Consider the following 25,782-nt stretch of genomic DNA (forward strand, 5'->3'; position numbering starts at 1 on the left):
CGATGTGATGCTGCATGGCCAAACACGAATTCAACTCCACCGACCACCTCAACCCGGAAGCAGTAGCCGCCTTCGTGGACGGGGAACTTTCTGACGCGGCCTTTCACCGCGCCGTGCGCCACTTGGACGTCTGCGAGGAGTGCATGGCGGAGGTGGATTGCCAGCGCCGGGCGGCGAACCGCCTGCGGGTGGTGGACGATTCGGCGGTGCACGCGCCCGCGTCGCTGGTGGAGCGGCTTGCGGGGCTGCGCCTGGAAGACGTGGCCCACGGCGCGTGCGGTGAGGAACAGAAGGGGACGCTGCGCGAGCACCTGGACACCGTCAGCTCTGCGTTGAAGTCCTCACTGGGCGCGCTGCGTCGTCGGGGGGAGTAGGGTGGTCTAAGTGTTTTCCAACATCGGCTGGGGCGAAATCTTTTTCATCCTGATCATCGGGCTCATCGTGATCGGGCCGGAGCGCCTGCCGTCCGTCGTGGAAGATGTCCGAGCCGCGATCTACGCCGCGAAGAAGGCCATCAACAACGCGAAGGCCGAGCTCAACGGGGAGCTGGAGGGCTTCGAGGAGTTTAGGCAGCCGATCAACACCGTCTCGCAGTACGCGGCCATGGGTCCGCGGCGCGCGATGGCGAAGGTGCTGTTCGAAGACGACGCCGCCGGACCGGACCCCGCCAACGGGCAGCCCCCCGAGCCCGGCAAGTCCGGCCCGCGTCCCGCACCGAAGCCGGCGCAGGAGCCGCGGCGGGAGTCGGCGGAACGCCCGTCGCAAAGCAAGGGCTTTTCCTGGGAGGATATTACTTAACGCGCGGGTTGAGGCTCTTGCCCGCGAGCGAGTCGCGGCGCACTTTCAGCTTGTCCGCCACCGCAGAGATCGCCTGCGCGGCGGGGGAGTCCGGCTCGGAGATGACCACCGGGGTGCCGGTGTCGCCGTGCTCGCGAAGCTTGGGGTCGAGGGGGATGGAGCCCAGCAGCGACACGTCCGAATCCGTCAGCTGGGTCAGGCGCTCGGCCACCTGTTCGCCGCCGCCCTCGCCGAAGATGTTCATCACCGTGCCGTCTGGCATGGTCATGCCCGCCATGTTCTCGATCACGCCGGCGATCTTCTGGTCCGTCTGCTGCGCGATCGTGCCGGCGCGCTCCGCCACCTCGGCCGCAGCGGCCTGCGGGGTGGTCACGATGAGCAGCTCCGCGTTGGGCACGAGCTGGGCGACGGTGATGGCCACATCGCCGGTGCCGGGCGGCAAATCCATGAACAGCACGTCCAAATCGCCCCAGTACACGTCGGCGAGGAACTGCTGGATCGCGCGGGTAAGCATGGGCCCGCGCCACACGATCGGGGCGTTGCCCTCCACGAACTGGCCCACAGAGATGTGGCGCACGCCGTGGGCGATCGGGGGCATGATCATTTCGTCGACCACGGTCGGGCCCTGGTCCTCAGAACCCATCAGCCCCGGCACCGAGTGGCCGTAGATGTCCGCGTCGACCACGCCCACGCTCAACCCCTGCGCCGCCAGGGCGGTGGCCAGGTTCACGGTCATGGACGACTTGCCCACGCCGCCCTTGCCGGATGCCACCGCGTAGATGCGCGTGCGGGTGTCCGGGTCCGCGAAGGGGATCGCTGGCCCGGTCTGCTCGCCGCGCAGTTTCAGTGCGAGCGCGCGGCGCTGCTCGTCGCTCATGGTGTGCAGGGTGACGCTGACGTCGCCGACGCCGTCGAGCTCTTCGAGTACCGCGCGGGTGTTGGACTCGATGGTCTCGCGCATCGGGCAGCCGGCGATGGTCAGGTAGATGCCCACCGCCACGTCCGGGCCGGTGATGCGCACGGATTCGACCATGTCCAGCTCGGTGATGGGCTTGCCAATCTCCGGATCCTCCACCCGCTCGAGCGCGGCGAGGACGTCTGCTTCTGTGATTGTGTGTTCAGTAGCCATCTTGCCAAGCAGTATAACGGGGTAGCGGCCGGTTACAGATACACTGGTGGGCATGACAAATCCCATGAGCAATCCTGGACGTATGCCCGCGCGTGAGGTTCCCACGGGCTGGCCTGTCGGCAGCTTTCGCACCTACGCCGAGGCGCAGCAGGCGGTGGATGCCCTCTCCGACCAGGAATTCCCGGTGGAGAAGCTGTCCATCGTGGGTGTGGATCTGATGCAGGTGGAAAAGATCACCGGCCGGTTGACGTGGGGCAAGGTGCTGGGCACCGGCGCGCTGTCCGGTTTGTGGATGGGCCTGTTTCTGGGCCTGATCATGTCCGTGTTCACGGAGCCTGGCTCCGGCTGGGTGACGTTTACCTCCACGTTGCTCGTGGGCGCTGTCTTCGGCGCGGTTTTCGCCGCCGTGGCCTACGCGTTGACCGGCGGCAAACGCGATTTCTCCTCCGCCACCACGATTGTGGCGGGCCGCTACGACGTGCTGTGCGATCCGGATGCGGCGCCTCGCGCACGCGACCTCATCGCGGGGCAGCTGCCTATCGACGACGCTTCGCACCCCAACCCCAATGCGTAAGCCGAGACGCGCCCTGGCGGCGCTTACCGTTTCCGCGCTGGCACTCGCCGGGTGCGCGCCGGCGGGCATGCAAAGCACCAGCAAGACCCCGGTCGCCATCGGCGTCGACGCCGACAACCCGGAGCAGCTGGTGCTGGGCGAGATCTACAGCCGCGTGCTGCAGCAGCTGGGCCGGCCCACCAGCGTCACGGCGACGGACTTCTCCGCCGGCGACACGCTGCGCGTGCTGAAGGAGACGCCGATCGACTTCGTGGTGACGTGCACCGGCCGCCTGGTCGAAGAAACCGACGCCGCGGCCGCCGAGCGCCTCACTAAAGAGGCGAAGGCGGACACCGAGGGGATCTCCGACATGGTCTACGACGCGGCCGTGGCCGCCCTGCCGGGGACCGTGCGCACCGTGGACCCCTCGCCGGCGCAAGGCTGCGGGGCAAGCGGCGAGCTGCCGCAGAACGTGGTGCCACTGTTTTCCACCGCAGAGTTCGACCGCGGGGAAATCAACCGCCTGAACTTCATCACCCGTGTCCTGTCCACCAAGGCGCTCGGGGAGATGACTGAAGAGATCGAGTCTGGGGCAGACATGGAAGATACCCTTGCCGCCTGGATGATGGAGTACGCCCACATCGACGTCTACGCCGACGAGCTGGCCGACCCGGACGAGGACGCCGCCGAGGGCGATTCCGCCGACAGCGACGGCGCGCACTAGCCAGGCAGTAGCCGAACACGAGGAAGGGCCCCGGGGGTGAACCCCGGGGCCCTGGTGCTTGGGGGGCCGTGAGGCCCGTCGTCAAGCTACTTTGCGAATGCTTCCTCCAGGAGCTGCTTCTCCTCCTGCTGGTGCACCTTCGCCACACCGGTTGCGGTGGTGGACTGGGCGCGGCGGGACACGCGGACCATCTCCGGCATGTCCGGGATCAGGGTGCGCAGGTGCTCGTTGTAGAACGGCCATGCGCCCTGGTTTGCCGGCTCGTCCTGGACCCAGCGGATCTGCTTCGCGTTCGGGTAGTTCTTGAACGCGTCGGCGAGGCGGTTGAAGGGGATCGGGTGGAGCATCTCCACGCGGATGATCGCGATGTCGTCGCGGCCGTCCTCTTCCTTCTTCTTGGCCAGCTCCCAGTAGATCTTGCCGGAGCACAGCATGATGGTCTGCACCTTGTCCGTGTCGCCGACAACCTTGTTGCCGCGCTCGACGAAGTTCGGGTCGTCGATGACGGACTGGAAGCGATCCACCTCAATGAAGTCCGCCGGCTGGGACACAGCCGCCTTGTTGCGCAGCATGGACTTCGGGGTGAACACGACCAGCGGACGCTTCATCTCGCCGAGAGCCTGGCGGCGCAGCAGGTGGAAGTGGTTTGCCGGGGTGGACGGCTGGGCGATGGTCATCGAGCCCTCAGCGACGAGCTGCAGGTAGCGCTCGATGCGGGCGGAGGAGTGGTCCGGGCCCTGGCCTTCGTAGCCGTGCGGCAGCAGCGCGACCAGCGAAGACAGCTCGCCCCACTTGGTCTCGGAGGAGGACAGGTACTCGTCGATGATGGTCTGGGCACCGTTGGCGAAGTCGCCGAACTGCGCCTCCCAGGCCACCACGGCGTCCTTGTTACCCAGGGTGTAGCCGTACTCGAAGCCCATGCCCGCGTACTCGGTCAGGGCGGAGTTGAACACCTGGAAGTGGCCGCCGTTGCCGGACTCCTGCGCGTTGTGGTCCAGCGGGTTGTACGGCTCGGCGTTGTCCGGGTTGTACAGCACCGCGTGGCGCTGGGTGAAGGTGCCGCGCTGGGAGTCCTCGCCGGCGAGGCGGACGAACTTGCCCTGCTCGGCCAGGGAACCGAAGGCGAGCAGCTCGCCCCAGCCCCAGTCGATGTCGCCGTCGGTGAAGGAGCCGCCGCGCTTCTTCAGCACGGACTTCAGGCGCTTGTTCGGCGCGAAGTCCTCCGGCAGGGTGGCGTACGCGTCCGCCAGGCGCTTGAACTGCTCCTCGGGGATGTTGGTGTCCAGGCCGCGGGTGAGCTCCTGCGAGTCCGTGATGCCGGTCTGCTCGCTGGGCTTGCCCTTTTCCGCCTTGACGTCGGAGAAGACGGAATCCAGCTGGTCGTGGAAGTCCTGCGCAGCCTTCTCCGCGTCTTCCTCGGTGATGTCGCCGCGGCCGATGAGGTCCTGGGTGTAGCGGGTGCGCACGGACGGGTGGGACTGGATGCGCTCGTACATGACCGGCTGGGTCACGGTCGGGTCATCCGCCTCGTTGTGGCCGCGCAGGCGGTAGCAGATGAGGTCGATGAAGACGTCCTTGCCAAACTCGCGGCGGTACTCGGTGGCGAGTTGGGCAACCCACGCTGCAGCCTCCGGGTCGTCGCCGTTGACGTGGAACACCGGGCAGTCGAAGCCCTTGGCCAGGTCGGTGGCGTAGTAGGAGGAACGGCCGGAGTCCGGGGTGGTGGTGAAGCCGATCTGGTTGTTCACCACGATGTGGATGGTGCCGCCGACGGTGTAGCCCGGCAGGCGGGACAGGTTCAGCGTCTCCTGGACAATGCCCAGGCCGGTGAAGGAGGCGTCGCCGTGCAGCATCAGCGGAACGACCGGGTGATCCTCGCGGCCCTTGGTCAGCTTGATCTGGTCGGCCTTCGCGCGCGCCATGCCCACGAGCACCGGGTCGACGGCCTCGAGGTGGGACGGGTTGGCGGCCAGGGAGACCTTGATCTCGCCGTCGCCGAACATCTGGATGTGCTCGCCCTCGAAGCCGAGGTGGTACTTCACGTCGCCGGAGCCGCCGGGCTGGGCTGCGCGAACGTTGCCCTCGAACTCGTTGAAGATGGTGGCGACCGGCTTGCCCACGATGTTGAACAGCACGTTGAGGCGGCCGCGGTGCGGCATGCCGATGACGACCTCTTCCAGGCCCTGGCCCGCGGCGGTGTCGATGATGGCGTCCATCAGCGGGATCAGGGTCTCAGCGCCCTCGAGGGAGAAGCGCTTCTGGCCCAGGTACTTCGTCTGCAGGAAGTTCTCGAAGGCCTCGGCGGCGTTGAGCTTTTGCAGGATGTACTTTTGCTCGGCGCCGGTCGGCTTCGGCATGCCGGCCTCGACGCGGTCGCGCAGCCATTCGCGCTCGTCGCGGTCCATGATGTGGGAGAACTCGGAGCCGACCTTGAGGGTGTAGGCGGCGCGCAGGCGGGACATGACCTCGCGCAGCGTCATCTGCTCCTTGCCGCCGAAGCCGCCGACGTGGAAGACGCGGTCCAGGTCCCACAGGGTCAGGCCGTGGGTCTCCATGAGCAGGTCGCGGGAATCCGGCTTGGGCAGGCCCGGCTGGTGCCAGTGCAGCGGGTTGGTGTCCGCGATGAGGTGGCCGCGGGAGCGGTACGCCTCGATCAGCTGCATGACGCGGGTGTCCTTGTTGATGCCGGTGTTCGGCTCGTCCTGTGCCCAACGCAGCGGGGAGAAGGGGATCTCCAGGGAGCGGAAGACCTCGTCCCAGAACTTGTCGTCAATGAGCAGCTGGGAGATGTCGCGCAGGAACTCGCCGGACTCCGCGCCCTGGATGACGCGGTGGTCGTAGGTGGAGGTCAGGGTGACCAGCTTGCCCACGCCGAGCTCCGCCAGGCGGTCCTCGGAGGCGCCGGCGAACTCTGCCGGGTAGTCCATGGCGCCCACGCCGACGATGGTGCCCTGGCCCTTGGTCAGGCGCGGGATGGAGTGGCGGGTGCCGATGCCGCCCGGGTTGGTCAGCTGGATGGTCACGCCCGAGAAGTCATCCATGGTCAGCTTGCCGTCGCGGGCGCGCGCCACGATGTCCTCGTAGGCGTCGACGAACTCGGAGAAGGTCTTGTTTTCGCACTCCTTGATGGCGGCGACGACCAGGGAGCGGGAGCCGTTCTTGCCCGGCAGGTCGATGGCCAGGCCGAGGTTGATGTGCTCCGGCTGCACGGCGAAGGACTTGGAGCCGTCCTCCTTGTAGTTCTTGTTCATGTCCGGGTGCAGCTTGGTAGCCAGGACAATCGCGTAGCCCAGGATGTGGGTGAAGGAGACCTTGCCGCCGCGGGTGCGCTTGAGGTGGTCGTTGATCAGCGCGCGGTTTTCAAACATGAGCTTGACCGGCATGTCGCGCACGGTGGTGGCGGTGGGCACCTCGAGCGATTCGTTCATGTTCTTGGCAATTGCCTTGAACGCGCCCTTGAGCTGGAACTCGCCAGCTTCGGCCTCGACTTGGTTGACCTTGTCAAGCGGGGAGGACTTTGCAGGTGCGGTGTTGCGTTTGGGCTTGGCCGCCACCTTCGCGGCTGCCTCGTCCACCTTGGTTGCGCGGCCGTCCTGGCTCGGCGCGCCGGTGGAGCGGGCGACCTTGGGGTCGGTCTTCGGAGTGCTTGCGCCCTCGGCGGAAGGGGTGACGGTAGGGGTGCCCTTCGCGGTCTTCGGAGCGCCCTGGTTCTCGAAGAGTTCGCGCCATTCGGCGTCCACCGAGTTCGGGTCGTCCTTGTACTGCTGGAACATCTCGTCAACCAGCCAGCTGTTCTGGCCGAACGTGTTTTCGCTGCTCACGGCAGGTTCTCGCCTTCCTTCTTTTTTGATGTCGCGGAACGTTTCTTTGACTGTAATCGTCGGCGCTGGTAACGCGCTAACTTGGATTGTTCCTATCCACGGGGTCCCCGGGTTTCACCCCCGTTAGCGGTTGACAGCCCACATATGGGCATACCTACCGCCGGAGTTTCGGAGGGCCTCGTGGCAGCCGTCTTCAATGATACGTCCTTCATCGATAACGAGTATTCGGTCGGCGCGCGCGGCCGTGGCGAGGCGGTGGGCGACGACGACGGAGGTGCGGCCCTCCATCGCGCGGTCGGAGGCGTCGAGTACCGCGCGCTCGGTTGCTGGGTCGAGGGTGGCGGTGGCCTCGTCGAGCAGCAGCACGGCCGGCTGCAGCATCTCCGCGCGTGCGAGGGCGATGATCTGGCGCTGGCCGGAACTTAACCCCCGGCCGCGTTCGCCCACCCGTGCGTTGAATCCGCCGGGGATGGTGGCGATCACGCCGAGCGCGCCGATGCGCTCAACCGCCGCCTGGATCTCCTCGCGGCTGGCCCCCGGTGCGCCGTAGGCGATGTTGTCGGCGACGGTGCCAGGAAACAGGTAGGACTCCTGCGGGACCTGCGCGAGGGCGCGGCGCCACTGCGCAAGCGGGTACTCGGCGATGTTCGTGCCCGAGGCGCGCACTTCGCCGCCAGTCGGGTCGTAGAAGCGGGCGAGGAGCTTGACGACGGTCGACTTGCCCGCCCCGGTCGGCCCCACCAAAGCGACGGTGGTGCCCGGCTCGAGTGTGAGGTCCATGTGGTCGATGACGGCGGAGTCGGGGGAGTCGGGGGTGTATCCGAAGGTGACGTCGTCAAGCAAAAGCTCCCCGCGGGCGGCTTCGGCCGTGCCTGTTCGGGTGCCGGTGGCGGGCACGGTGGTGCGTTCGGCGAGCAGCTCGCGGATGCGGTCGAAGCTGACGGTGGCTTGCTGCCACGAGTCGAAGATTTGGCCGAGCTGCTGGATCGGGCCGTAGAGCTGGCTTAAGTACATGATGAAGGCGACGAGCACGCCGACGGACAGCGTGCCGTCCGCCACGCGCGCGGCGCCGACGCCGATGATCACCGCGGTCATGACCTGGGAGACGAACTGCATGCCAGGGAAGTACAGCCCCACTAAGCGCGCCGAGCGCATGCGCAGGCGGCGGTACTCGTCGCTCATGGCGGCGAAGCGGGACTCGAAATGGTGTTGGGCGCGGTGGGTCTGGGTCACACGAATGCCGCCGATAAGCTCCGCGAACTCGCCGTTGACCGCTGAGATCTGCGCGCGAGCCTGCGCGTAGAAGCGCTTGGAAAAGTGCCGGAACACCCAGGTGGCCACCACGATCACGGGCACGGCCGCAAACGCGACGAGCGCGAGCTCACCGTCGGTGGCCACCAGCATGACGGTGACGCCGGCCAGGGAGCCGACGGCCACAATGGCCTGGGCGAGCCCGGTTTGCAGGAAGCTGGACAGGGTATCGATGTCCGTGGTCATGCGCGTCATGATCTTGCCGGACAGGCGCGACTCGAAAAAGCTTAAGCCCAACTGCTGCAGGTGCGCGTAGGAGCGCAGGCGCAGCCCGTAGAGCAGTCGCTCGCCAGAGCGCGAGGACAACACGGTCATCGCGGCCATGGACGCCCACGCCACCACCACGACGGCCAGCGCAATAAGCCCGGTGCGGATCAGGCTGGCTTGGTCGGATTGGGCGATGCCGCGGTCCACGGCCGCGCGCACGAGGGTGGGAAACGCCAGGTCCGCCAGCACCCCCACCACCAACAGCGCGACGGTGCCGGCGATGAGCCAGCGCACCGCGCGGAACAGCTCGCGCACGTGGAAATCGCTCGACGGGGTGCGCAGCTGCGTCAACCGTTGCTCGCTCAAGTCCGGCTGCTCTGCTGCGGCGGGGAGTGTGTCCACCCGCGCCAAAAGCTCCGGGGTGGCGTTGACGGTGGACGCGCGCCCCGAGGCAGGCACGATCACGCGCTCCTGCTCGGGTTGGGTCTGCTCGGGCCACAGCTCGGCGTGCTCCGGCGCGGCGGGCAGCTCGGCTGGCGCATCCGGCGACATGGTGGCGCGGTACTCGGCGCTTTGGACCACCTCGTCGCGGGGGCCTTGCCTGACCACGACTCCGCGATCGACCACCGCCACCGTATCCGCGTGGTCCACGGTGGACTGGCGGTGCGCGACGGTGAGCACGGCGACATCGGACAGGTGCTCGCGCAGGTTGGCCAGGATGGCGGCTTCGGTGATGGCGTCGATGGCGCTTGTCGCGTCGTCAAGCACGAGCACCTCGGGCCGCGCCATGAGGGCACGGGCAAGGGCGATGCGCTGGCGTTGGCCGCCGGATAGGGTCAGGCCGCGCTCGCCGACTTCGGTGTCGTAGCCGTTTGGCAGGCGCTCGATGAACTCGTCCGCGCACGCCAGGCGGGCCGCCTCGCGCACGGCGCGGTCCAGCTGGGCGGGCGGCAAGGCAGCACCCATGGCGATGTTCTCGCGCACCGAGGAGGAGAACAAGAAGGCGTCGTCGAACACGCACACCACGTGCCGCGCGCTGCTTACCCGGCCCGCATCCGGGGCGTAGAAACCGCCCGCGAGCTGGACCGCCATGGTTTTACCCGCGCCGGGCGGGCCGACCAGTGCCACCGTCTCGCCCGGGTGCACGGCCAGATCGAAGCCGCGCAGCACGGCGTTGCCGCCGGTGGAGAAGCTGACGTTGTCGAAGCGCAGCCCCTGTGCCGCCGGCGCCTCGTCGGCGGCTGCGTGTTCGCCGGTGCCGGGGGCGAGTGTGAGCACGTCGTCGAGGCGATCGAAGGAGCTCATGCCCATCTGCAGGCGCACGTACTGGTTGGTCAGCATGGACATCGTCGACGTCATGGACGTCAGGTACGCGGTAAACGCCACGAACTGGCCGATGGTGATCTGCCCGCGAATGGCCAGCATGCCGCCGGCGACGATGGTGACCACCAGCGCCACCTTGGGCAGCTGCGAGAGCACCGGCTGGAACCGCGCAGTGAGCTTTGCCGCGCGCATCTTCACCGCGTACAGGTTCCGGCCCAGCTGATCCAACTGGTCGATTTCGCGCTCTTCCTGGCCGAACGCCTTGACCACGCGCACGCCTGAGACGGTCTGCTCGACGTGCTCTGCAAGCTCCGCCGCGGCGTGCTGGTTGACCCACGTTGCGGCGTAGAGCGTCTTGCGCGAGCGGTTGGCCTCCCACAAGATCAGCGGCAACAGTGCTAGCGACATCACCGTCAGCGGGATGTCCATGTACAGCATCACCGCGAGGGTGACCACAAGCTGCACCACGCGCGTGAGCAGCATGGGCAGGTTGGACAGCACCATGTGGTACTGGTTCAGATCCGAAATGGAGCGCGAGACAATCTGGCCGGTGACAATCTCGTCCTGGCCCGGCCCGTCTAATCGGTGCAGCGTGCGCAAGATCTCCGTGCGCAGCCAGTGCTGGGAGCTCGAGCCCAGCCGGCCCGCGGTGACGCGGCGGACGTAGCTGAGTGCGTAGGTGGCGGCGGTGACGGCCACCATCGCCCACGCGATGTGGCTCACTGACCCCTCGGCTGCGCCGGTGGCGATGTCCACCGCCTGGCCGGTCAGCGCCGGCACCGCCACCTGGAACACCGCGGCGAGCGCGGCGGCGGCAAACGCGGCAGCGGCGGGGACGCGGTTGGCCTGGAGGGATCTGGTGAGTAGGGGATTAATTGCTGTCGCCGTCCTTCACGTCTTCTTTCACACCGTCGTCCTTCACGTCGACCTTGTTGTCGTCCTTGAACTGGCGCAGCACCCACTGTGCGAAGGTCTTCGGGTTCAGGCTCAGGCCCTTGGTGTCGGTGTCGGTATCGGCGTCGTCAAGCGGTTGCGCAAAACCGGCGGGCATCGCGCCGAGGCCGGCCTGGACGTTGTCGATCACGCCGTCGGCGAGCTTGCGGTTGGCGGTGGTGCCGGCGATCGCGCCGATGCCCAGCGGCATGAGCTTGCCAATCCAGGCGCGGCGCAACGACTTCTTCAGCGAGCGCATGGCGATGCGCTGCAGCACGTTGTTGGTGTTAGCCAGCGTCGGGCCGGAGAACTTCGCAATAGTGGATTTGCCGGGGATCTTTCCCGCGTCGTCGCCGAGCATCGCGTCCACGATGGCCAGGCCCTTCGTGCCCATCAGCAGCGACAGCACGAGCGCGCGGCGGCGCTCCGGGTCGGAGATGTCTTCGCCGCGCAGGTAGGCGGAGGCGACGGCGTAAAACGCGGCGAGGTCCAAAAACAGCACGGACTCGCCGGCCACGGCGGCCGCGCCGGTAACCAGGCCGATACCGGGAACGGCAGCGGTCGCGCCCACGCCGGCACCGGTGCCGGTGACGGTATTTTTCAGGTGCTTGTCCATCAGCGCCTGAATCTGCGCCGGGGAGGCGTCCGGGTTCTGCCGGCGCAGCCAGTTGACGTAACCGCGGATGGTGGAGGTTTGCAGCTGCACCGCCTTATCCACCGCGCCGATAAACGCCCGCCCCAGCGGGCCGGCGTCCTTTTCCAGCTGCGCGGGGTCTTCTTTCAGTGCCTGCTCGATCTCCTGGCGTACGGCCAGGTCCTCGGACTGCTTCTTGTTGCCAAACATCGTTTTGCTCTTTCGTTAATGGTCTGATTTACGTCGGTCCAGCATAGTTGGACTTTGCGCACATCCGTCTACCCTGGGGCGCATGACTGCCGCCGAGCATCCAGTCGCAGACACCACCGCGGGCAAGGTCCGCGGCGTGGTGGATGAGCGCTCAGGTATGCGCACTTGGCGCGGGGTGCCGTTCGGCGCGTCGACCGCGAGCACCGGCCGGTTCCGCGCCCCGCAGCCAGCGCAGCGTTGGCAGGGGCTTTACGACGCTTCCAGTTTCGCCCCGCCCGCCATGCAAGGCACGTTCGGTTGGCGCGACATGGTCATCGGCACCGAGGACTGCCTGACTCTGGACATCGTGCGCCCGGACACCGACGAGGAGCTGCCCGTGGTGGTCTACTTCCACGGCGGCACCTTCGTCACCGGCGCAAGCCACGAAAAGGTACTGCAGGGGCATTCGCTTGCCGACGCCACCAAGGTCGTCTACGTCTCGGTCAACTTCCGCCTGGGCGTGCTGGGGTATTTGGACTTCCGCGCGCTCGGGCACGACTGCGTGGCCACGCCCGCGCTGCTGGATCAGATTTTGGCGTTGGAGTGGGTGCGCGAAAACATCGCCAACTTCGGCGGCAACCCGAACCGGGTGACCATCATGGGCGAATCCGCCGGCGGCGCGGCCGTGGTGCACCTGATGTGCGCGCCCGGCGCCCGGGGGCTGTTCCACGGCGCGGTGGCACAGTCGCCGCCGCCGGCGAGCGTGCACTCGCGGCTGCAGGCGGCGATGTGGGTGCGCGAACTGGTCAACCGGATGGGCTTGCCGCGCACCACCACGCTTGCAGACCTGCGCGAGGCGCGCGCCGAGGAACTTGTCCGTGCGGGGCAGTCGATGCTGCTCAACACCAGGGAGCTGGTGCAGCTCAACACCAGCTTTATGCCCACCGTGGACGGCGACACCCTCACCGCGCACCCCATCGACATCTTCGAGGCAGGCGAGCAGGCCGCCGTGCCGCTGATCGTGGGCACGAACTCGGACGAGGCCAGCTTTGCCAAGGCCATCTACCAAACCGCCAAGTCCCGCCAGCGTGCGGCGCGCCGGGCACTCGAGGCGTTCGACCCCGACAATGCCCAGGCGGTACTGCGCGCGTACGGGTACGCCGGCGAGCGTGGCGACTACGCCGACCTCATCGCTGACGCGGTGTTTTGGGCGCCCACCGTCATCCTGGCCACCGCGCATCGGCGCATGGCGCAAACGTGGATGTACCGCTTCGACTACGCGTCGGTGGCGATGCGCATGCTCGGCTTGGGAGCGATGCACACCGCGGATCTGGGTGCCGTGTTCGGCGAGCCGAACTCCACGAAGGCGTCGCGCTGGGACGTCTTCGGCGGCACAGAAGGCTTCGTCGAGGTCAGCCGGGTCATGCAGTACCACTGGGGACAGTTTTTCCACACCGGCGCGCCGGGCGAACAGTGGCCGGTCTACGGGTTCCGCTCCGACGACAAGCCGGGCCGGGCGACCGCCGTGTTCGACAACGGGATGCACGTGGAGTGGGACCCGAAGGCGTCGCAGCGCCGGGCTTGGGAGAGCTTTGACATGCGCGAGTGGGGCACGCACCGCCAGGACCTGATGGATTCGGCCGCCTCGCTGCTGGGTGCCGCACATCCGGCGTGGGGTGACAGCTAAATGCCACACGCTGGACAGGATTGGTAGCTAGGCTTGGGCGCGTTGCGGCAAGCCAGCCCGACGGCGCGACGTGGAAGGAACCACCGACATGAGCTTTTTCGAGGACATCGCAGCGGCGCTCGACCGCGAAGGCATTGAGTCGCGCGTGGGCGGGGACACCATGTTCGTGCCCATGACCGCAGCACTTGAGATCCAGTTCGTGGAAATTGATCCGCATTTGCCCGCCGCGAACGTCTACATCGCGGCGGCGGACGTGGACGAGGATGATGAGGACTTCGAGTCTGTCCTGGTGGCCGTGGTGTTCTCCGTCGAGGACGCTGTGGCGGCTGTGGCGGAGCACATGGCCACCGACCAGGTCATCACGGTGCTGCGCGACCTGCTCGAGGGCACCGACGAGCGCATCGGGGATTTGGAGTTTTTCCAGGACCACCTCAACCCACAGCAGGTGCGTGCAGAGGTGGGCGACAACGCCGAGCTGCAGGTGACCATCGAGACTGTCGACGGCACGCCGAACGCGAAGGTGACGTTCATCGCGCTGCCGGACGATTACGACGACGTGCTCGACGATGCCGAGGGCGAACTGTGGGAGTCCGACGGCGACGCGGAGCTGACCGAGGAAGACCGTGCGCGCCTCTTCGACGCCATCCACGACGAGGCGCTGATCGACGCCGAGCGCTTAGAGCTGGGTAACTTCACGGACTTCGACCGGCTTTTCGACGTGCTCTCGCTCGCCGCCGACCAGGCTGAGGACTGGGAATCGCAGCTTTTGCCCGTCGACGACGATTTCGACGAGCCCGAGGTCTACGACATCTTCGGCCAGGACGACGAGGACGAGGACGACGACATCGACGGCGACGCGCTGGTCGACGATGATGACTTCGCCGGCGAGGACGATGAGGACGACGAGGACGAAGGCAGCGCTACGCCGCGCTAAGCCCTTCGAACATGGACGGCGGCGACGCGATCGGGTGAAAGGCGCCGTCGACGAGCCACACGTAGTTCGCCGTGCGTGTGCCGGCCAGTTCGTGCACCGCATGCGCGCAGTCGTTGGGGATGATCGCGCGGACCCAGGCCTCGGTGAGCACTGTGTCCACCAGCGCGCCGGTGGTATCGGCGATGCGGACCTCAATGAGGTAGGCAGGTATCTGCTCTCCGCCGTAGCCCTGTATCCGCGCCCGTGCCCGCGGGCCGACTCTGCGCCGCGTTACGGCGAGGGTGAGCTGCGGGCCGTTGGCCACCCGGGGCAGGGTCACAACCGGCGGGCGCCACGCGGCAGTGGGGCGCGACAGCGAGCGCGGGTGGTGCATGACAGCTTGGGCGGACTGGATCATTTCGGGGTGTTGCTCGCGGATGGCTTCGGCAAGCGCTTCCGGGGTGTAGGCGGGGGAGTAGTCGGTCTCGTTGCGGCTGACGCTGTGCAGCGGATTCTTCGTGTTGAACTTCATGGCGCACACACTACGAAGCGTGCCGACGTCCCCAATCGCCAGATAGAACACGTGTTCGACCCGTGTGGGTGGACTAGGGTTGTGCGGCATGAGGACAATTGCGATTTACGCGACAGAAACTATGGCTGACTGGGAATTTGCATATCTCACTACTCAAATTGCCGAGGCTGAGGCTGCCGTTCCCGGGCGATTTCGCGTTGCTTTTGTCGGCGAGAGAAAGGCCCCAGTGCATTCGAAAGGTGGGATGGTAATCACGCCTTCAATCACGCTTGATGACCTTGAGGGGAAAACGGACATCGCGGTGTTCGTTGTGCCGGGCGCAGACACGTACTTTCATGGCCACGAGGCGCTTATCCAAGCAATGGTGTCGATGCGAGGACGAGGGGTGCCTATCGCGGGAATCTGCGGTGGCACTGTCGCGCTTGCACGCGCAGGAATGCTCGACGAGGTGCAGCACACCTCAAACGCTGTGTCGTTTCTCGCATACACCGGCTATAAGGGGCAGGCACGCTACTGCGAAACGGAAGCGGTGTCAGATTCCGGCGTTGTCACTGCAAGTGGTTTGGCGCCTGTGGACTTCACTGCCGAGGTCTTGCGTGTCGCGGAAGTGTTTCCCGAGTCTGTGATCGACGCGTGGGTGTCCATGCACCAAGAGAAAAGCGAAGTTGCTTTCCTGCGCCACCTGGAATCCATCAAGGCGTGGAGGGATTCGCAGTAGACAATGAGTAGCGGCACAGAGATCTCTAGCACTCCCGGACGTGCTATTCCGCGCACGATCTGGGTCCTTGTCGGGGCCGCGTTCATCATCGCCTTGGGCTACGGCCTGATCGCGCCGATCCTGCCGCAGTTCGCCGGCAGCTTCGGCGTGTCCATGGCGGCGGCGGGCGCAGTGATTTCGATCTTCTCGTTGGCCAGATTGCTGGGGGCGCCGGGGGCCGGAAGGCTCGTGGATAAGCTTGGCTCCCGCCCGATCTACCTCACGGGTCTGACCATCGTGGCCGCGTCCACCTTCTTCGTGGCGTTTGCGCAGGCCTATTGGCAGATCCTCGCGCTGCGGTTCGTCGCGGGCTTCGGCTCGACCATGTTCACGTTGTCTGCCCAGGCGCTGATCGTGCGGGTGACGCACCCGAGCATCCGCGGACGCGCGAGCGCGCTGTACGCCTCGGCGTTTCTGGTGGGCAACGTCGTCGGCCCGGTTCTCGGCGCGGCGCTGTCGTTTTTGGGCTTCCGCGCGCCGTTTGCCATCTATGGCATCGCGGTGGCGGCCGCGGCGCTGGCTGTCGGGGTGCTCACGCAGCACAAGCCCGGCTCCGCGCCGTTGCCGCCGGCGAAACCGAAGATGCAGGTGCGCCACGTGTGGCGCGTTCCCACCTACAAGGCGCTGTTGGCCGCGGGTTTCACCAACGGTTTTGTCAACCTCGGCGCGCGCGTGTCCGTGCTGCCGTTGTTCGCCGCGGCCGTGTTCGAGCGTGGGGGAGCGGCGGCCGGTTTCGCGCTCACGGCCTTCGCGCTCGGTATGGCTGTGACCCTGCAGTTTTCCGGTCGCCTCGCCGATAACCTGGGGCGCCGCCCGTTGGTTGCCGCGGGCCTGGCCACCTCCGGCGTGTTTGCCGTGTTGCTGGGTAGTGCGACCAGCTTCTGGCCGTTGGTGATCCTTTCGGCGGCAGCGGGTATCGGCTCCGGGTTGATGAGTCCCGCCACCCAGGCCACCTTGGCGGACATCATCGGCAACGAGCGCTCGGGCGGTACAGTGCTGTCCACGTATCAGATGACGCAGGACGCGGGCGCCATCCTGGCCCCGATTGTGCTTGGCGCGGTGGCTCAGGCCGCTGGCTTTCAGGCGGCGTTCGCCGTCAGCGGCGCGGTGTGTGCCGTCGCGTTGATTATCTGGCTTGTCGCTGGGAAGGAGACGAAACCGTGAGAGTGATTTTGGATTGCGATCCGGGCATCGACGACACGTACGCCATCATTTTTCTCACCGCTGCGGCCCAAGCGGGCCTCATCGAGCTCGATTGCTTGACGACGACCTCCGGTAACGTCCCCGCCGATCAATGCGCCAAAAACGCCGCATGGATCCTGGGGCTGTGCGGCCTGCCCATCATCTCCTTAGCCGCCGGCCTGCCCGAACCGCTCGAGGTGGAGCTGACCACCACCCCGGAAACGCACGGGGAGACGGGCCTGGGCTACGCCACTGCGCCCGAGCGCCACGTGGAGCACGACTGGGACACACTGTGGATCGACTCCATCGAGCGTGGCACCGACGACCTGCACCTGATCGTAACCGGGCCCGCCACCAACCTGGCCGCCTTCGCGCACACCCACCCGGAGCACTTTGCCAAGCTCAAGCACATCACCGTGATGGGCGGGGCAGTGAACTACCCGGGCAACACCACCCCCAGCGCGGAGTGGAACTTCTGGGTGGACCCCCACGCCGCCGCGGATGTGTTCGCCATGACACCGACCCCGATCACGCTGTGCTCGCTCGGCGTGACCGAGAAGATGGTGCTTTCTCCGGATGCGTTGGCGGAGTTCGTCGATAAGCTTGGCGGCTCCCCGCTCGCCGAACACCTGGAGGCGATCACCCGCTTCTACTTCGAATTCCACGAGGACGTAGGCGAGGGCTACCAGGCCCAGATCCACGACTTGCTCACCGTGCTGATCGCGCTGGGGCACGTGGAATACTCGTGGAAGGACGCGACCGTCGACGTGGAGGCGGACTCGCAGCTTATGCGTGGCACGTCCGTGGCGGACCTGCGCGGGATTTGGGAGCGCGAGCCCAACGCGCGCCTAATCACCGGGGCTGACATCGCGATGGCCTGGGGCTGGTTCACGTGGGCCTGCGAGGTGCACGCCAAGGTCGCCGCCGGCGACGCCGAGATTGTGGAGCTGCGCCACCTGCGCGCGGATGACTAGGTGGTTCTGCTTAAGCCGGCAACAGCCCAAAAAGACAACTCCCTAGCCACAATGGTTAGGGAGTTTATGCTGAACCGTTAGAACGGGAGGTTAGCGAGTAACTGAGGATTTCCAGCCACAGCAGCGCCGACGCCACCGATCAAAGCGAGAAGTCCGAGCACTAACGCGACAATGGATCCAGTCGAGCTGCCGGATTGTCCATCATTAGACGCTTTCACAACGGTTGTCGGGACCGTCTTTGTAACCTCGACAGTCGCCGGGGCAGCGGTTGCAGTTACTGTCTCTGTTGCGGTTACGGGAGCCTGCTGAACAGTGGTCGTGACGGTCTCTGCTTCGGCGGTTTTGGTTACAGTAGCGGTTTCGGCCGGTGCCGGAACCGAAATCGTCTCAGTCACGGTGGCGGTTGCTGCTTCCACAGTCTCGGTCACGGTGGCGGTGACTGGTGCAGCCTTCTTGGTGACTGTGGTCGTGGTAGTTGCTGCTTCCGCAGTCTCCGTCACGGTCGTCGGCGCGTTGATCTTCTGGGTGACGGTAGTCGTTACCGGTGCGGAAGCTTCTGCTGTCACTGTCGTGGTCTTAACCACGGTCTTCGTAGCAACCGGGCTGGTTGATTGCTTCGTAGTAGCAGACGGCTTCGGATTGCCCGAGACCAAAGCAGGCAGCGGGTGAACTGGGAAGCTCCCCTCAACCTCTTCGGAAGAACCATCGTTGTAGTGCACCAGCAGCTTGACGGCGATTTCGAACTCTTCAGGGTAGATCATCTTCTGCTCAAGCCGCAGATAGATTTTGTCGTTGAAGTTCACGATTGGGTTTCGAATGCGCTCGTACGTGACCGGGTACGGCGATTCAAACTCAAGGATGTCCAGGTCTGCAAACTCTGGCCCCTCATTAACGATCAAGGTCACGAGATTGTCCGACGGACCGGCGGACAGCGAACCGATCGAGTAGACCCTCGGTTCGTAGAGGTCCGCGTGGCTCAACTCTTGGCCATCTGAAGCAGGCGCGGTTACGGCGGTGAAAGATACGGCGATGGCCGCAAGAAGCGCTGAGGTCTTCTTCATAGCGTCTCCATTTCTCTAACAGGAACCGTTTAAGTTAACCACAGCTTGAAATAAAGTCGCTTTAATATTCATGATTGGTGACAGGGTGAAACTCCCGCAGTAGTTGCTGGGATCAAACAGCGGGTTGTCCCACGGTCAAGATCCCTAGGTAGATAGGGCGTGAGCAGGCGTGTTATCGCCATAATCTGCTGGGTGGAAACGAGTAAGAACAAGACCGCCTGCTAGACTCCCGAACCGACAGCCCTGCCGAGGTGACATAGGCGATTAGGGCTGTAATTCCCGTTCCTCCCCGCACACCACTCGGAGATTCCATGTCACACACCGTTTCCACTCAGGCCGCGCCCACGGAGAACACCGCGCAGAAGGCCGAATGGACCCCCGCCCGCCGCGCGCTCGTCATCGCAGGCGCCGTCCTCATCGCCGCCACCTGGCTGTACTTCGTTCTGGTTCACCCGGCGGACTGGGACCAGGTCACCGGCTCCGGCCCGGGCATCGCGCTGCTCGCCGGCTATGGCATCGGCACCGCGCTGCTGCTCGCAGCCGTGATTCCGGTGCTGCCCGCGCGCACGCTGGGGCTGATCCCGATCGCGATCATCATCAACTCCGTCGTCGGCGAGATCGTCGGCTCCATCGGCCTGCCGCTGTACCTGGACTCCATGGGCACCGTGCTGGTCGCGGCGCTCGCCGGCCCGGTTGCAGGCATGGCCACCGGCGCGCTGAACAACGTCGTGTGGGGCCTGCTCAACCCGGCAGCGCTGCCGTTCGCGGCCGGCGCGGCGCTTGTCGGCTGGCTCGCAGGCGTGTTCATCCACCGCTTCAACGCGTTCCGCCACCTCTTTACCGTGATCGGCTTCGGCATCGTGTTGGGCATTGTCGGCGGCATGGTCGCAGCCCCCGTCGCCGCCTACGTCTACGGCGGCACCGCTGGCGTGGGCACCGGTGCGCTGGTCAGCCTGTTCCGCGAGATGGGCGGCTCGCTCATCGCCTCTGTGACCACCCAGGCGTTCATCTCGGACCCGGTGGACAAGGTCATTGTCTTGCTCGTTTCCTACTTCACGGTCAAGGCGTTGCCGAAGCGCACCGTCGCCGCCTTCGCCCCGCAGGCCAAGTAGTTCCCGTGCCCCGAACCCAGTCCCGCCTGAACCCGCTGACCGCCTTGGCCATCGGGGCGTCGGGCTGGATCCTTGCGCTGGGGCTGAACACTCCTCGGGCCTCGCTCGCTGTCATCGCCGTAGCACTTTTCGCGGGCACGTGGCGCACCCGCAACCCGTCCGTCGCGGCGGCCACCGCAATCCTCGCCGCGCCCGTCGCCGCGTCGATGGTGCTCATCCACGCCCCCTACGGCGAGCACCGCATCGCTCCACTGCTCACCTCCGACGGGCTCGCCGACGCCGCTCACCTCACCGCCCGCTTCACCGCGCTCGTCGCGTGCCTGCTCGCCGCCGTGGCCTGGACGCGAACCCCGGATCTGGCCAAGGCCCTGCAGAGCACAAAAGGCGGCAACCGCATTGGCTACATCGCCGGCACCACGATGCAGCTCGGCCCCCAGGGCGCCAACCGGGCGCGCATCACCCGCGACGCCAACCGCCTCAAAAAGCGCCCAATCACAACCAAAACGGTCGTCCCGCACCTAATCATGCCCGTGCTCACGGAGCTGCTCACCCAGGCCGGCGCCCGCGGCCAGGCGCTGGAAACTGCAGGCTACGACCTCACCGGCCCCCGCACCGTCCTGCGCCCGGTGCACGACAGCACCCTCCAGCGCGCCGCCCGCATCCTTGTCCCGCTGACCTGCGTGGCGGTGGTCCTATGGATCTAACCCCGCTGACCCAAGCACTCGACCGGCACCGCGCCGTCGAGGTCATCGGCAATTCGGGCGCGGGCCTGACCACACTCGCCGCCCAGGCGCACAACGAGTGGGCGGGCGCGGCCGTGGTCCAGCAGGACGCCACCGCGCACGTGTCCTACCTGCGCGACACGGTCATCGAGGAAGTCGCGCTCGGCCTGGAGCAGCGCGGCACACTCATCCTGGAGATGCAGCGCCGCTGCGAGCGCATCCTCAGCGCCGCGGGCCTGACCGAGCTCGCCGAGCGCCACCCCGCACAACTCTCCGGCGGCCAAACACGCCGTCTTGCTATCGCGGCGGTCGCGGTCCTCGAGCCGGAGCTTTTGCTTCTCGATGACCCCTTCGCCGGCCTCGACCCCACCTCCGCCACCCACATCATCCGCCTACTCGAAGCCTTGCCGTCGCGCATCGTGGTCCTCGGCAACCGCCCCCGCCTCAACACAGCCAAGCTCTCGCTTATCGACGGCATCCTGTCTCCCACATCTCTTCCCACCCACGAGCCCAGCTTGCCCCCACGCGTGGAGCCCACCGGTAATCCGATCGACCTCGGCGAGATCACCGCCACCCGCGGCGGAAAACCCCGCAAGTGGTGGCAGTTCCGTGCCACCGGGCAGCCCGCCTTCACCGCCGGTCCTGTCCATCTGACCGTGCGCCCGGGCCAGGCGCTGTGGCTGCACGGCGACAACGGCGCCGGCAAGACCACGCTGCTGCGCGCGATGGCCGGCCTCGACGGCAACCCGGGGCTGTCTCTCGGCGTCTCACTCGCGCTGCAGCGCGCCGCAGACCAGCTCGCCGAATCCACGGTGGGGGAGTTCGTCGGCGACCCGGTCGCCGTCGCTGCACTCGGCCTCGACCCGGAAGCCCACCCGCTCGACTTGCCTGCCGCGCACCTGCGTCTGGCTCAGCTCGCCCAGGTCTTCGTCCAGAATCGTCCGCTCGTGCTTCTCGACGAACCCGACGTCGGCCTCGACGCCCCCTCCCGCGACCGCGCCCACGCCCTCATCGCCGACGGCCTCCGATCCGGCCAGGCCGTGATCTTCACCTGCCACGACGAGAGCTTCGCCGCGGAGGTAAGGGAGTACGCGGCGGTGGACAAGCTTGTTCTCCCGAGAAGCACGGACTAACCGCTGTTACACTGCTGTCCAAGATCGTCAGTGACGCCAGAAGGACCGCGATATGGCCAGACTCTCCAAGGAAAAATTCGCTTTGCGGGGATCCATCGTCATCCTGGGCGCCTGGGTGCTGTTTTTACTGGCCGGCCCCATCGCAGACGCTATCGGCGAGGATGCGGAGCTCATTTTCGGGATACTCTGGATCCTTATCTTCTATGGTCTCGCCTTAGCGACGCTCATTCTCGTTCCCATCTTTGCCGGTCAGGCGATCAGGTCGCTTAGGTCCGACGACCCCGAGCGCAAGAGGACTGCAGCCATCGCGCTGTCTCTGTCAGTGTTGTCCTTAGCGCCCCCAATCTTGCATTTCAGTCGAATGTTCTTCTGATGCTCTTTGAGAGATCGCCATTTTATCGCTGCTTTAGCTGTAGATTTCAAGTATGCGTTCCCGTGCCATATTCCCTGTCATCGCCAGTGTGCTGCTGATTGCTGGATGCAGTTCCGAATCGGGCGATACTCAGACGTCAAGCAGTGAGACAACTACTACTTCCAGTACGCAGGTCTCGAGCTCCGCTTCAACGAGTACACAGACATCGACTGTGACCCCAGAGGAATCGTTCGAACAGGTGCCTCCAGCAGCTAGCCCCGAGCCGAATCCCGTGGTAGTGGAAAGCGAGGCTGCTGCTCAACCTACTTTTGTTCGGTGCTACGAAAACAACGCTGCGATGTTGTCGGACGGCAGCGTGGTCACCGATGTGGAACGATGTGGAGACTTTGCCGTGCCTGAGGCTGAAGTTGCTCCCGGTGAGGAGGAATGCGTGGGCCCGGCTGCAGTGTGCGGCTACGGCTATGACGAGTCGGGGAAGCGCAATCCCACCTCGGGCGAGATCCAGACCCATCACGGGTGCCAGGAGGGGTACATAAACGACCCCGAGCTTTGCGCCGCTGCTGCAGCCATCGTCGAAGGGTCCTAGATCGCCGCGCGTCCCAGTTCGTAGAGTTGTGCTGGCATCGGACGGTTCAGTCGCCACTCAAACCGAATGGGCTTTTCCCCAGAGTGGCGAACATGGGTGACGTCCCCGAGAAGAGTGAATGCCGATGCCACACCGGCGGCGTTCACTCTGGTGTTTCTCACGCAGAGATAGATTGAGTGGCCGTTTTCTTCATGGTGGATGTAGCGCTGCCCGTCTTTCGACGAGAGCTTTGTGGTGGATTGAGATTCCCACTGGAACAACTCGCGTGAGATTGGGTAATCGGCGTACCGGGTTGATTCGGAAAAGTCGGACTCCTTCTTCACAAGCGTGACGAAGAACAAATCGACGCCCGCTTCCTTAACGTAGTAAACCCCCTCTCGGGGCAGATGAAGAAGCTTTTGTAACGGGGCAGATCGCAGCGCCGCTGTGAGCTCGGCTGTGGAATAGTCGGCGTGAGTAAACAAAACCTCTTCGCCGGGGCCCGAAATACGAACTGGGGTCACTCGGGATTGGTCCAACCGGTAGGAAAATACCTGGTGCAACTCGGAAATGAAGCTGGGACAACTACGTAAATCCTTGAGAGCCTCGTCGTATGTTGACGGGGGTTGGGTTCCACTCTGATTCGCCCAGATCAGGGTGACCAACATTTGCGTGAAGGTTTGGTCAGCTGTCGACATTTCGTGATAGCACTGCCCGTTGGCATCGAGAATCGCAAGGTAGCGGTCTACGCGTACGGGATCATTCACGTGCAGTAGGGAGCGAACGCGTCCAAGGAGGAAATCCTCGAACTCAGAAGGGGACGCAGGCTTCGGAATAAGATCCTGACTCCGCAGGAGGCGAGTCCATCCACCATCAGTTTTATTGCGGTAGAGATCTTCCAATATCAGACCGGTATTAAAGAGGAACTCGGAGAGATCGGTGGTCGCCTCTTGTTGCACTAGAGATCGGATTTTCACGATCGAATTACGAGAGACTCTCTTAACGTTGCGTAGCACTCGCTCCTGGGTCACACGATCCAGCTCAATGTGAGTACCGCCAGGGAGCGAAGGAAAACCCTCCTCGGCGGCGTCGGCAAGACGTTTCCCGCGTTTGCCGGTTAAGGCACCGTAGCGACGCTCGAAATTGAAGTCCTCGTGCTGTTCTCCGATGAAGTCGAACACGGTACAGACTTTTCCGGGCAATTTGCGCAGGCCTCGACCAAGCTGTTGCAAGAAAATTATTGGGCTTTCCGTGGGGCGCAGTAGCAGGAGCGTGTTGAGCTCGGGGATGTCAACGCCTTCATTGAACAGGTCAACGGTGAATAGCACTTTGAGCTCACCGGTGCGCAGCCGCTGGATTGCTCGGTCGCGATCAGCTGGGGTTGTTTTGGAGGTGACAGCCTCAGCTTGAATGCCAAAGTGGCTAAACCGGTCAGCCATGAATTGGGCATGGTCAATGCTGACACAGAAGCCAAGCGCTTTGAGCTCCGAAAGATCAAAGACTCGCTTTTGAAGCTCATTGAGGACAAGTTTGACGCGCGAGTCGCCTTGGTGCACGTAGAACTCGGACAATGACTTCTGGTCGTAGGCTCGGCTCGAACGGGACCATTTCAATCCGGAAAGATCGGTCTCGTCGTTGATTCCGTAGTAGTGCATTGGGGCTACAAGGCCGAGCTGAAGCGCGTCCCACAGTCGCAGTTCGTATGCGACTCGATAGTCGAAGAAGCGTTGAACGTTGACGCCGTCGCCGCGTTCTGGTGTTGCGGTTAACCCCAGAAGTTCCTTCGGGGCGAGATAATCAAGCACCTTTTTGTAGGTAGATGCTTCCGCGTGGTGAAACTCGTCGATGACAACGACATGGAAGTGATCAGTTGCAAACTCATCGAGATGCTTATGCAGTGTTTGAACGGTGGCGAAGATGTGCGTACCCGTGCGTGGCGTGTTCAAGCCATCAAAAAGCTCACCGAAATTGGGATCCCGTAGTACCTCTCGGTATGTACGCATCGCTTGTTTCAGTAGCTCACGCTGGTGTGCCACAAAGAGCAGTGGTGGTTTGTTCTGGGACTGCTCGGCTAAACCTTTGTAATCGAGCGCAGCGACCACGGTCTTACCAGTCCCGGTTGCCGCGATGATGAGGTTGCGGTGGCGGTTATGTAGTTCGCGCTCTGCCTGCAACGCTTCAAGCATCGCTTGCTGATATGGCCGCGGCTCGACGTCAAGGCCGGAAAGTTCAATCCGGACGTCGCGACCTCCCCCAGATCGCTCGCGCGAGAGAGCCTCGATGAGTCGTTCTTGGTCTTCGGATGGAGTGTAGGTGGCGTAGTGAGGATCGTTCCAATACGTGTCAAAGACGGCTTCGAACTTGTCCAGGACCGCGGGCGTCGTCGTCCTTGATGCGCGAACGTTCCATTCGACGCCGTCAATCAGCGCTGAGTTTGAGAGGTTTGAGCTGCCAATGTAAGCAGTGTCGAAGCCGGAATTGCGGCGGAACAACCAGGCTTTAGCATGGAGCCGGGTACTTCCAGATTCGTATCCGATCTTCACCTCAGCGCCGTACTCGTTGACCAGCCTGTCGATCGCTTGGACCTGAGAGGCGCCACAATACGTGGACGTGATCACGCGAAGCGGGATTCCGTGCTCGCGTAGGTATTCGAGCTGCTTACCAATGACAGCAATGCCAGTGTTCTTGATGAAAGCGCAGAGAAGGTCGACGCTGTCGGCTGTAAGGATTTCTCTCTTGATCTCCGCAGACATGCTGAGATCGGTCCTTGCGTTGGTCAAGAGTGAGGCGCCAGTGAGCGGCGTGGGGGAGAACTTCGGTGGTTCCGCAAGCGAAGCTTCGAATACGGCATGGAGGAGCTCTTCCGAATCAATCACGTCATCTGGGTCGATGAGTTCGGCAAGGGCGTTGATAAGTTCAATACGCTCAGCAGGCGAGTCCGTCCGCATGAGCTTCTGAGTCAGGTGCTCGCTGATCAGTTGTGAGATGGCATCTGCGTAGCGATCTCGGTGAGCAGAATCCGTAGTTTCGCGAGCGGCGTGGATGAGTTCATTTTGTGCCTGCGTGACTTCCAGGCGCTCGAGCACGCGTCTGGTGACAGGGAGTTCGTAAACACCTAACGGGAAGGAGGAATCTTCAACAGTCATGGC

Annotated in this window: 20 protein-coding genes; 13 read left to right on the top strand and 7 right to left on the bottom strand. The window is 64.7% G+C overall.

The features are described 5' to 3' along the window. Positions 1-14: 14 nt before the first annotated feature. On the top strand, positions 15-374 hold the full coding sequence (locus CFOUR_RS04360) for an anti-sigma factor family protein (RefSeq protein ID WP_085957545.1): 360 nt from the start codon (positions 15-17) through the stop codon (positions 372-374). 10 nt (positions 375-384) lie between these two features. Then, positions 385-798 carry a Sec-independent protein translocase protein TatB gene (gene tatB, locus CFOUR_RS04365; RefSeq protein WP_085957546.1) on the top strand — a complete coding sequence of 138 codons (414 nt, stop codon included), beginning with the start codon at positions 385-387 and terminating at the stop codon, positions 796-798. On the opposite strand, the gene CFOUR_RS04370 is transcribed toward tatB, so the two are convergent. Next, a complete protein-coding gene (locus tag CFOUR_RS04370; protein WP_085957547.1) occupies positions 791-1,927 on the bottom strand; it encodes an Mrp/NBP35 family ATP-binding protein in 1,137 nt (378 codons plus the stop codon). The genes tatB and CFOUR_RS04370 overlap by 8 nt on opposite strands. Before the next feature lie 52 nt (positions 1,928-1,979). On the opposite strand from CFOUR_RS04370, the gene CFOUR_RS04375 reads away from it, so the two are divergent. Continuing rightward, the gene (locus CFOUR_RS04375; RefSeq protein ID WP_085958424.1) at positions 1,980-2,501 is read left to right on the top strand and encodes a YflT domain-containing protein; all 522 of its coding nucleotides are present in this window, start codon (positions 1,980-1,982) and stop codon (positions 2,499-2,501) included. Then, on the top strand, positions 2,494-3,204 hold the full coding sequence (locus CFOUR_RS04380) for a hypothetical protein (RefSeq protein ID WP_085957548.1): 711 nt from the start codon (positions 2,494-2,496) through the stop codon (positions 3,202-3,204). The genes CFOUR_RS04375 and CFOUR_RS04380 overlap by 8 nt, the downstream gene beginning before the upstream one ends. A gap of 86 nt (positions 3,205-3,290) precedes the next feature. Here CFOUR_RS04380 and CFOUR_RS04385 read toward each other — a convergent pair whose 3' ends face one another. From CFOUR_RS04385 to CFOUR_RS04395, 3 genes are all read right to left on the bottom strand, one after another. Next, a complete protein-coding gene (locus CFOUR_RS04385; protein ID WP_085957549.1) occupies positions 3,291-7,025 on the bottom strand; it encodes a multifunctional oxoglutarate decarboxylase/oxoglutarate dehydrogenase thiamine pyrophosphate-binding subunit/dihydrolipoyllysine-residue succinyltransferase subunit in 3,735 nt (1,244 codons plus the stop codon). Positions 7,026-7,148: 123 nt separating this feature from the next. Then, the gene (locus tag CFOUR_RS04390; RefSeq protein ID WP_435383887.1) at positions 7,149-10,661 is read right to left on the bottom strand and encodes an ABC transporter ATP-binding protein; all 3,513 of its coding nucleotides are present in this window, start codon (positions 10,659-10,661) and stop codon (positions 7,149-7,151) included. Positions 10,662-10,737: 76 nt separating this feature from the next. Beyond that, positions 10,738-11,643 carry a hypothetical protein gene (locus CFOUR_RS04395; protein WP_085957551.1) on the bottom strand — a complete coding sequence of 302 codons (906 nt, stop codon included), beginning with the start codon at positions 11,641-11,643 and terminating at the stop codon, positions 10,738-10,740. Positions 11,644-11,725: 82 nt separating this feature from the next. Between CFOUR_RS04395 and CFOUR_RS04400 the strand changes: the two genes are divergently transcribed. Both CFOUR_RS04400 and CFOUR_RS04405 read left to right on the top strand, forming a co-directional pair. Continuing rightward, positions 11,726-13,309 carry a carboxylesterase/lipase family protein gene (locus CFOUR_RS04400; protein ID WP_085957552.1) on the top strand — a complete coding sequence of 528 codons (1,584 nt, stop codon included), beginning with the start codon at positions 11,726-11,728 and terminating at the stop codon, positions 13,307-13,309. 88 nt (positions 13,310-13,397) lie between these two features. Continuing rightward, the gene (locus CFOUR_RS04405) at positions 13,398-14,243 is read left to right on the top strand and encodes a hypothetical protein (protein WP_085957553.1); all 846 of its coding nucleotides are present in this window, start codon (positions 13,398-13,400) and stop codon (positions 14,241-14,243) included. On the opposite strand, the gene CFOUR_RS04410 is transcribed toward CFOUR_RS04405, so the two are convergent. Further along, positions 14,230-14,754: a hypothetical protein gene (locus CFOUR_RS04410; protein ID WP_290180085.1), complete on the bottom strand. Its 525-nt coding sequence runs from the start codon at positions 14,752-14,754 to the stop codon at positions 14,230-14,232. The two genes, CFOUR_RS04405 and CFOUR_RS04410, sit on opposite strands and share 14 nt — an antisense overlap. 88 nt (positions 14,755-14,842) lie before the next feature. On the opposite strand from CFOUR_RS04410, the gene CFOUR_RS04415 reads away from it, so the two are divergent. Genes CFOUR_RS04415 through CFOUR_RS04425 form a run of 3 tightly spaced genes read left to right on the top strand, consistent with a single transcriptional unit; the run spans position 14,843 to position 17,667 of the window. Then, positions 14,843-15,472, top strand: coding sequence for a DJ-1/PfpI family protein (locus CFOUR_RS04415; RefSeq protein WP_085957554.1), 630 nt, complete (start codon positions 14,843-14,845; stop codon positions 15,470-15,472). Positions 15,473-15,475: 3 nt separating this feature from the next. Continuing rightward, positions 15,476-16,675, top strand: a complete 1,200-nt coding sequence (locus CFOUR_RS04420) for an MFS transporter (RefSeq protein WP_085957555.1) — start codon at positions 15,476-15,478, stop codon at positions 16,673-16,675. Continuing rightward, positions 16,672-17,667, top strand: coding sequence for a nucleoside hydrolase (locus CFOUR_RS04425; RefSeq protein ID WP_085957556.1), 996 nt, complete (start codon positions 16,672-16,674; stop codon positions 17,665-17,667). Before CFOUR_RS04420 ends, CFOUR_RS04425 begins: the two co-directional genes overlap by 4 nt. A gap of 77 nt (positions 17,668-17,744) precedes the next feature. Here the strand turns inward: CFOUR_RS04425 and CFOUR_RS04430 are convergent, their stop codons facing one another. Next, on the bottom strand, positions 17,745-18,728 hold the full coding sequence (locus CFOUR_RS04430) for a hypothetical protein (RefSeq protein ID WP_085957557.1): 984 nt from the start codon (positions 18,726-18,728) through the stop codon (positions 17,745-17,747). 311 nt (positions 18,729-19,039) lie between these two features. Here CFOUR_RS04430 and CFOUR_RS04435 point away from each other — a divergent pair, with 311 nt between their 5' ends. From CFOUR_RS04435 to CFOUR_RS04450, 4 genes are read left to right on the top strand one after another with little or no spacing between them, the layout of a single operon-like run. Further along, positions 19,040-19,840: an ECF transporter S component gene (locus CFOUR_RS04435; RefSeq protein ID WP_230471796.1), complete on the top strand. Its 801-nt coding sequence runs from the start codon at positions 19,040-19,042 to the stop codon at positions 19,838-19,840. Positions 19,841-19,845: 5 nt separating this feature from the next. Beyond that, positions 19,846-20,544 carry an energy-coupling factor transporter transmembrane component T family protein gene (locus CFOUR_RS04440; RefSeq protein WP_290180088.1) on the top strand — a complete coding sequence of 233 codons (699 nt, stop codon included), beginning with the start codon at positions 19,846-19,848 and terminating at the stop codon, positions 20,542-20,544. Next, positions 20,535-21,695, top strand: a complete 1,161-nt coding sequence (locus CFOUR_RS04445; RefSeq protein WP_290180090.1) for an ATP-binding cassette domain-containing protein — start codon at positions 20,535-20,537, stop codon at positions 21,693-21,695. Before CFOUR_RS04440 ends, CFOUR_RS04445 begins: the two co-directional genes overlap by 10 nt. Positions 21,696-21,747: 52 nt before the next feature. Continuing rightward, on the top strand, positions 21,748-22,068 hold the full coding sequence (locus tag CFOUR_RS04450; protein WP_085958549.1) for a hypothetical protein: 321 nt from the start codon (positions 21,748-21,750) through the stop codon (positions 22,066-22,068). A 582-nt stretch (positions 22,069-22,650) separates the two neighbouring features. Here the strand turns inward: CFOUR_RS04450 and CFOUR_RS04455 are convergent. Beyond that, positions 22,651-25,779 carry a DUF3427 domain-containing protein gene (locus CFOUR_RS04455; protein WP_085958547.1) on the bottom strand — a complete coding sequence of 1,043 codons (3,129 nt, stop codon included), beginning with the start codon at positions 25,777-25,779 and terminating at the stop codon, positions 22,651-22,653. Between the last annotated feature and the right edge of the window lie 3 nt (positions 25,780-25,782).

The organism is Corynebacterium fournieri, from assembly GCF_030408775.1.
In the GTDB taxonomy this organism is placed as follows: Bacteria; Actinomycetota; Actinomycetes; order Mycobacteriales; family Mycobacteriaceae; genus Corynebacterium; species Corynebacterium fournieri.

Excerpts from the sequence above, each read along its gene's own strand:
- CFOUR_RS04360 (WP_085957545.1), top strand. The coding sequence starts at position 15 with ATGGCCAAACACGAATTCAACTCCACCGACCACCTCAACCCGGAAGCA.
- CFOUR_RS04370 (WP_085957547.1), bottom strand. The coding sequence starts at position 1,927 with ATGGCTACTGAACACACAATCACAGAAGCAGACGTCCTCGCCGCGCTC.
- CFOUR_RS04375 (WP_085958424.1), top strand. The coding sequence starts at position 1,980 with ATGACAAATCCCATGAGCAATCCTGGACGTATGCCCGCGCGTGAGGTT.
- CFOUR_RS04380 (WP_085957548.1), top strand. The coding sequence starts at position 2,494 with ATGCGTAAGCCGAGACGCGCCCTGGCGGCGCTTACCGTTTCCGCGCTG.
- CFOUR_RS04395 (WP_085957551.1), bottom strand. The coding sequence starts at position 11,643 with ATGTTTGGCAACAAGAAGCAGTCCGAGGACCTGGCCGTACGCCAGGAG.
- CFOUR_RS04400 (WP_085957552.1), top strand. The coding sequence starts at position 11,726 with ATGACTGCCGCCGAGCATCCAGTCGCAGACACCACCGCGGGCAAGGTC.
- CFOUR_RS04405 (WP_085957553.1), top strand. The coding sequence starts at position 13,398 with ATGAGCTTTTTCGAGGACATCGCAGCGGCGCTCGACCGCGAAGGCATT.
- CFOUR_RS04410 (WP_290180085.1), bottom strand. The coding sequence starts at position 14,754 with ATGAAGTTCAACACGAAGAATCCGCTGCACAGCGTCAGCCGCAACGAG.
- CFOUR_RS04415 (WP_085957554.1), top strand. The coding sequence starts at position 14,843 with ATGAGGACAATTGCGATTTACGCGACAGAAACTATGGCTGACTGGGAA.
- CFOUR_RS04420 (WP_085957555.1), top strand. The coding sequence starts at position 15,476 with ATGAGTAGCGGCACAGAGATCTCTAGCACTCCCGGACGTGCTATTCCG.
- CFOUR_RS04430 (WP_085957557.1), bottom strand. The coding sequence starts at position 18,728 with ATGAAGAAGACCTCAGCGCTTCTTGCGGCCATCGCCGTATCTTTCACC.
- CFOUR_RS04435 (WP_230471796.1), top strand. The coding sequence starts at position 19,040 with ATGTCACACACCGTTTCCACTCAGGCCGCGCCCACGGAGAACACCGCG.
- CFOUR_RS04445 (WP_290180090.1), top strand. The coding sequence starts at position 20,535 with ATGGATCTAACCCCGCTGACCCAAGCACTCGACCGGCACCGCGCCGTC.
- CFOUR_RS04450 (WP_085958549.1), top strand. The coding sequence starts at position 21,748 with ATGGCCAGACTCTCCAAGGAAAAATTCGCTTTGCGGGGATCCATCGTC.
- CFOUR_RS04455 (WP_085958547.1), bottom strand. The coding sequence starts at position 25,779 with ATGACTGTTGAAGATTCCTCCTTCCCGTTAGGTGTTTACGAACTCCCT.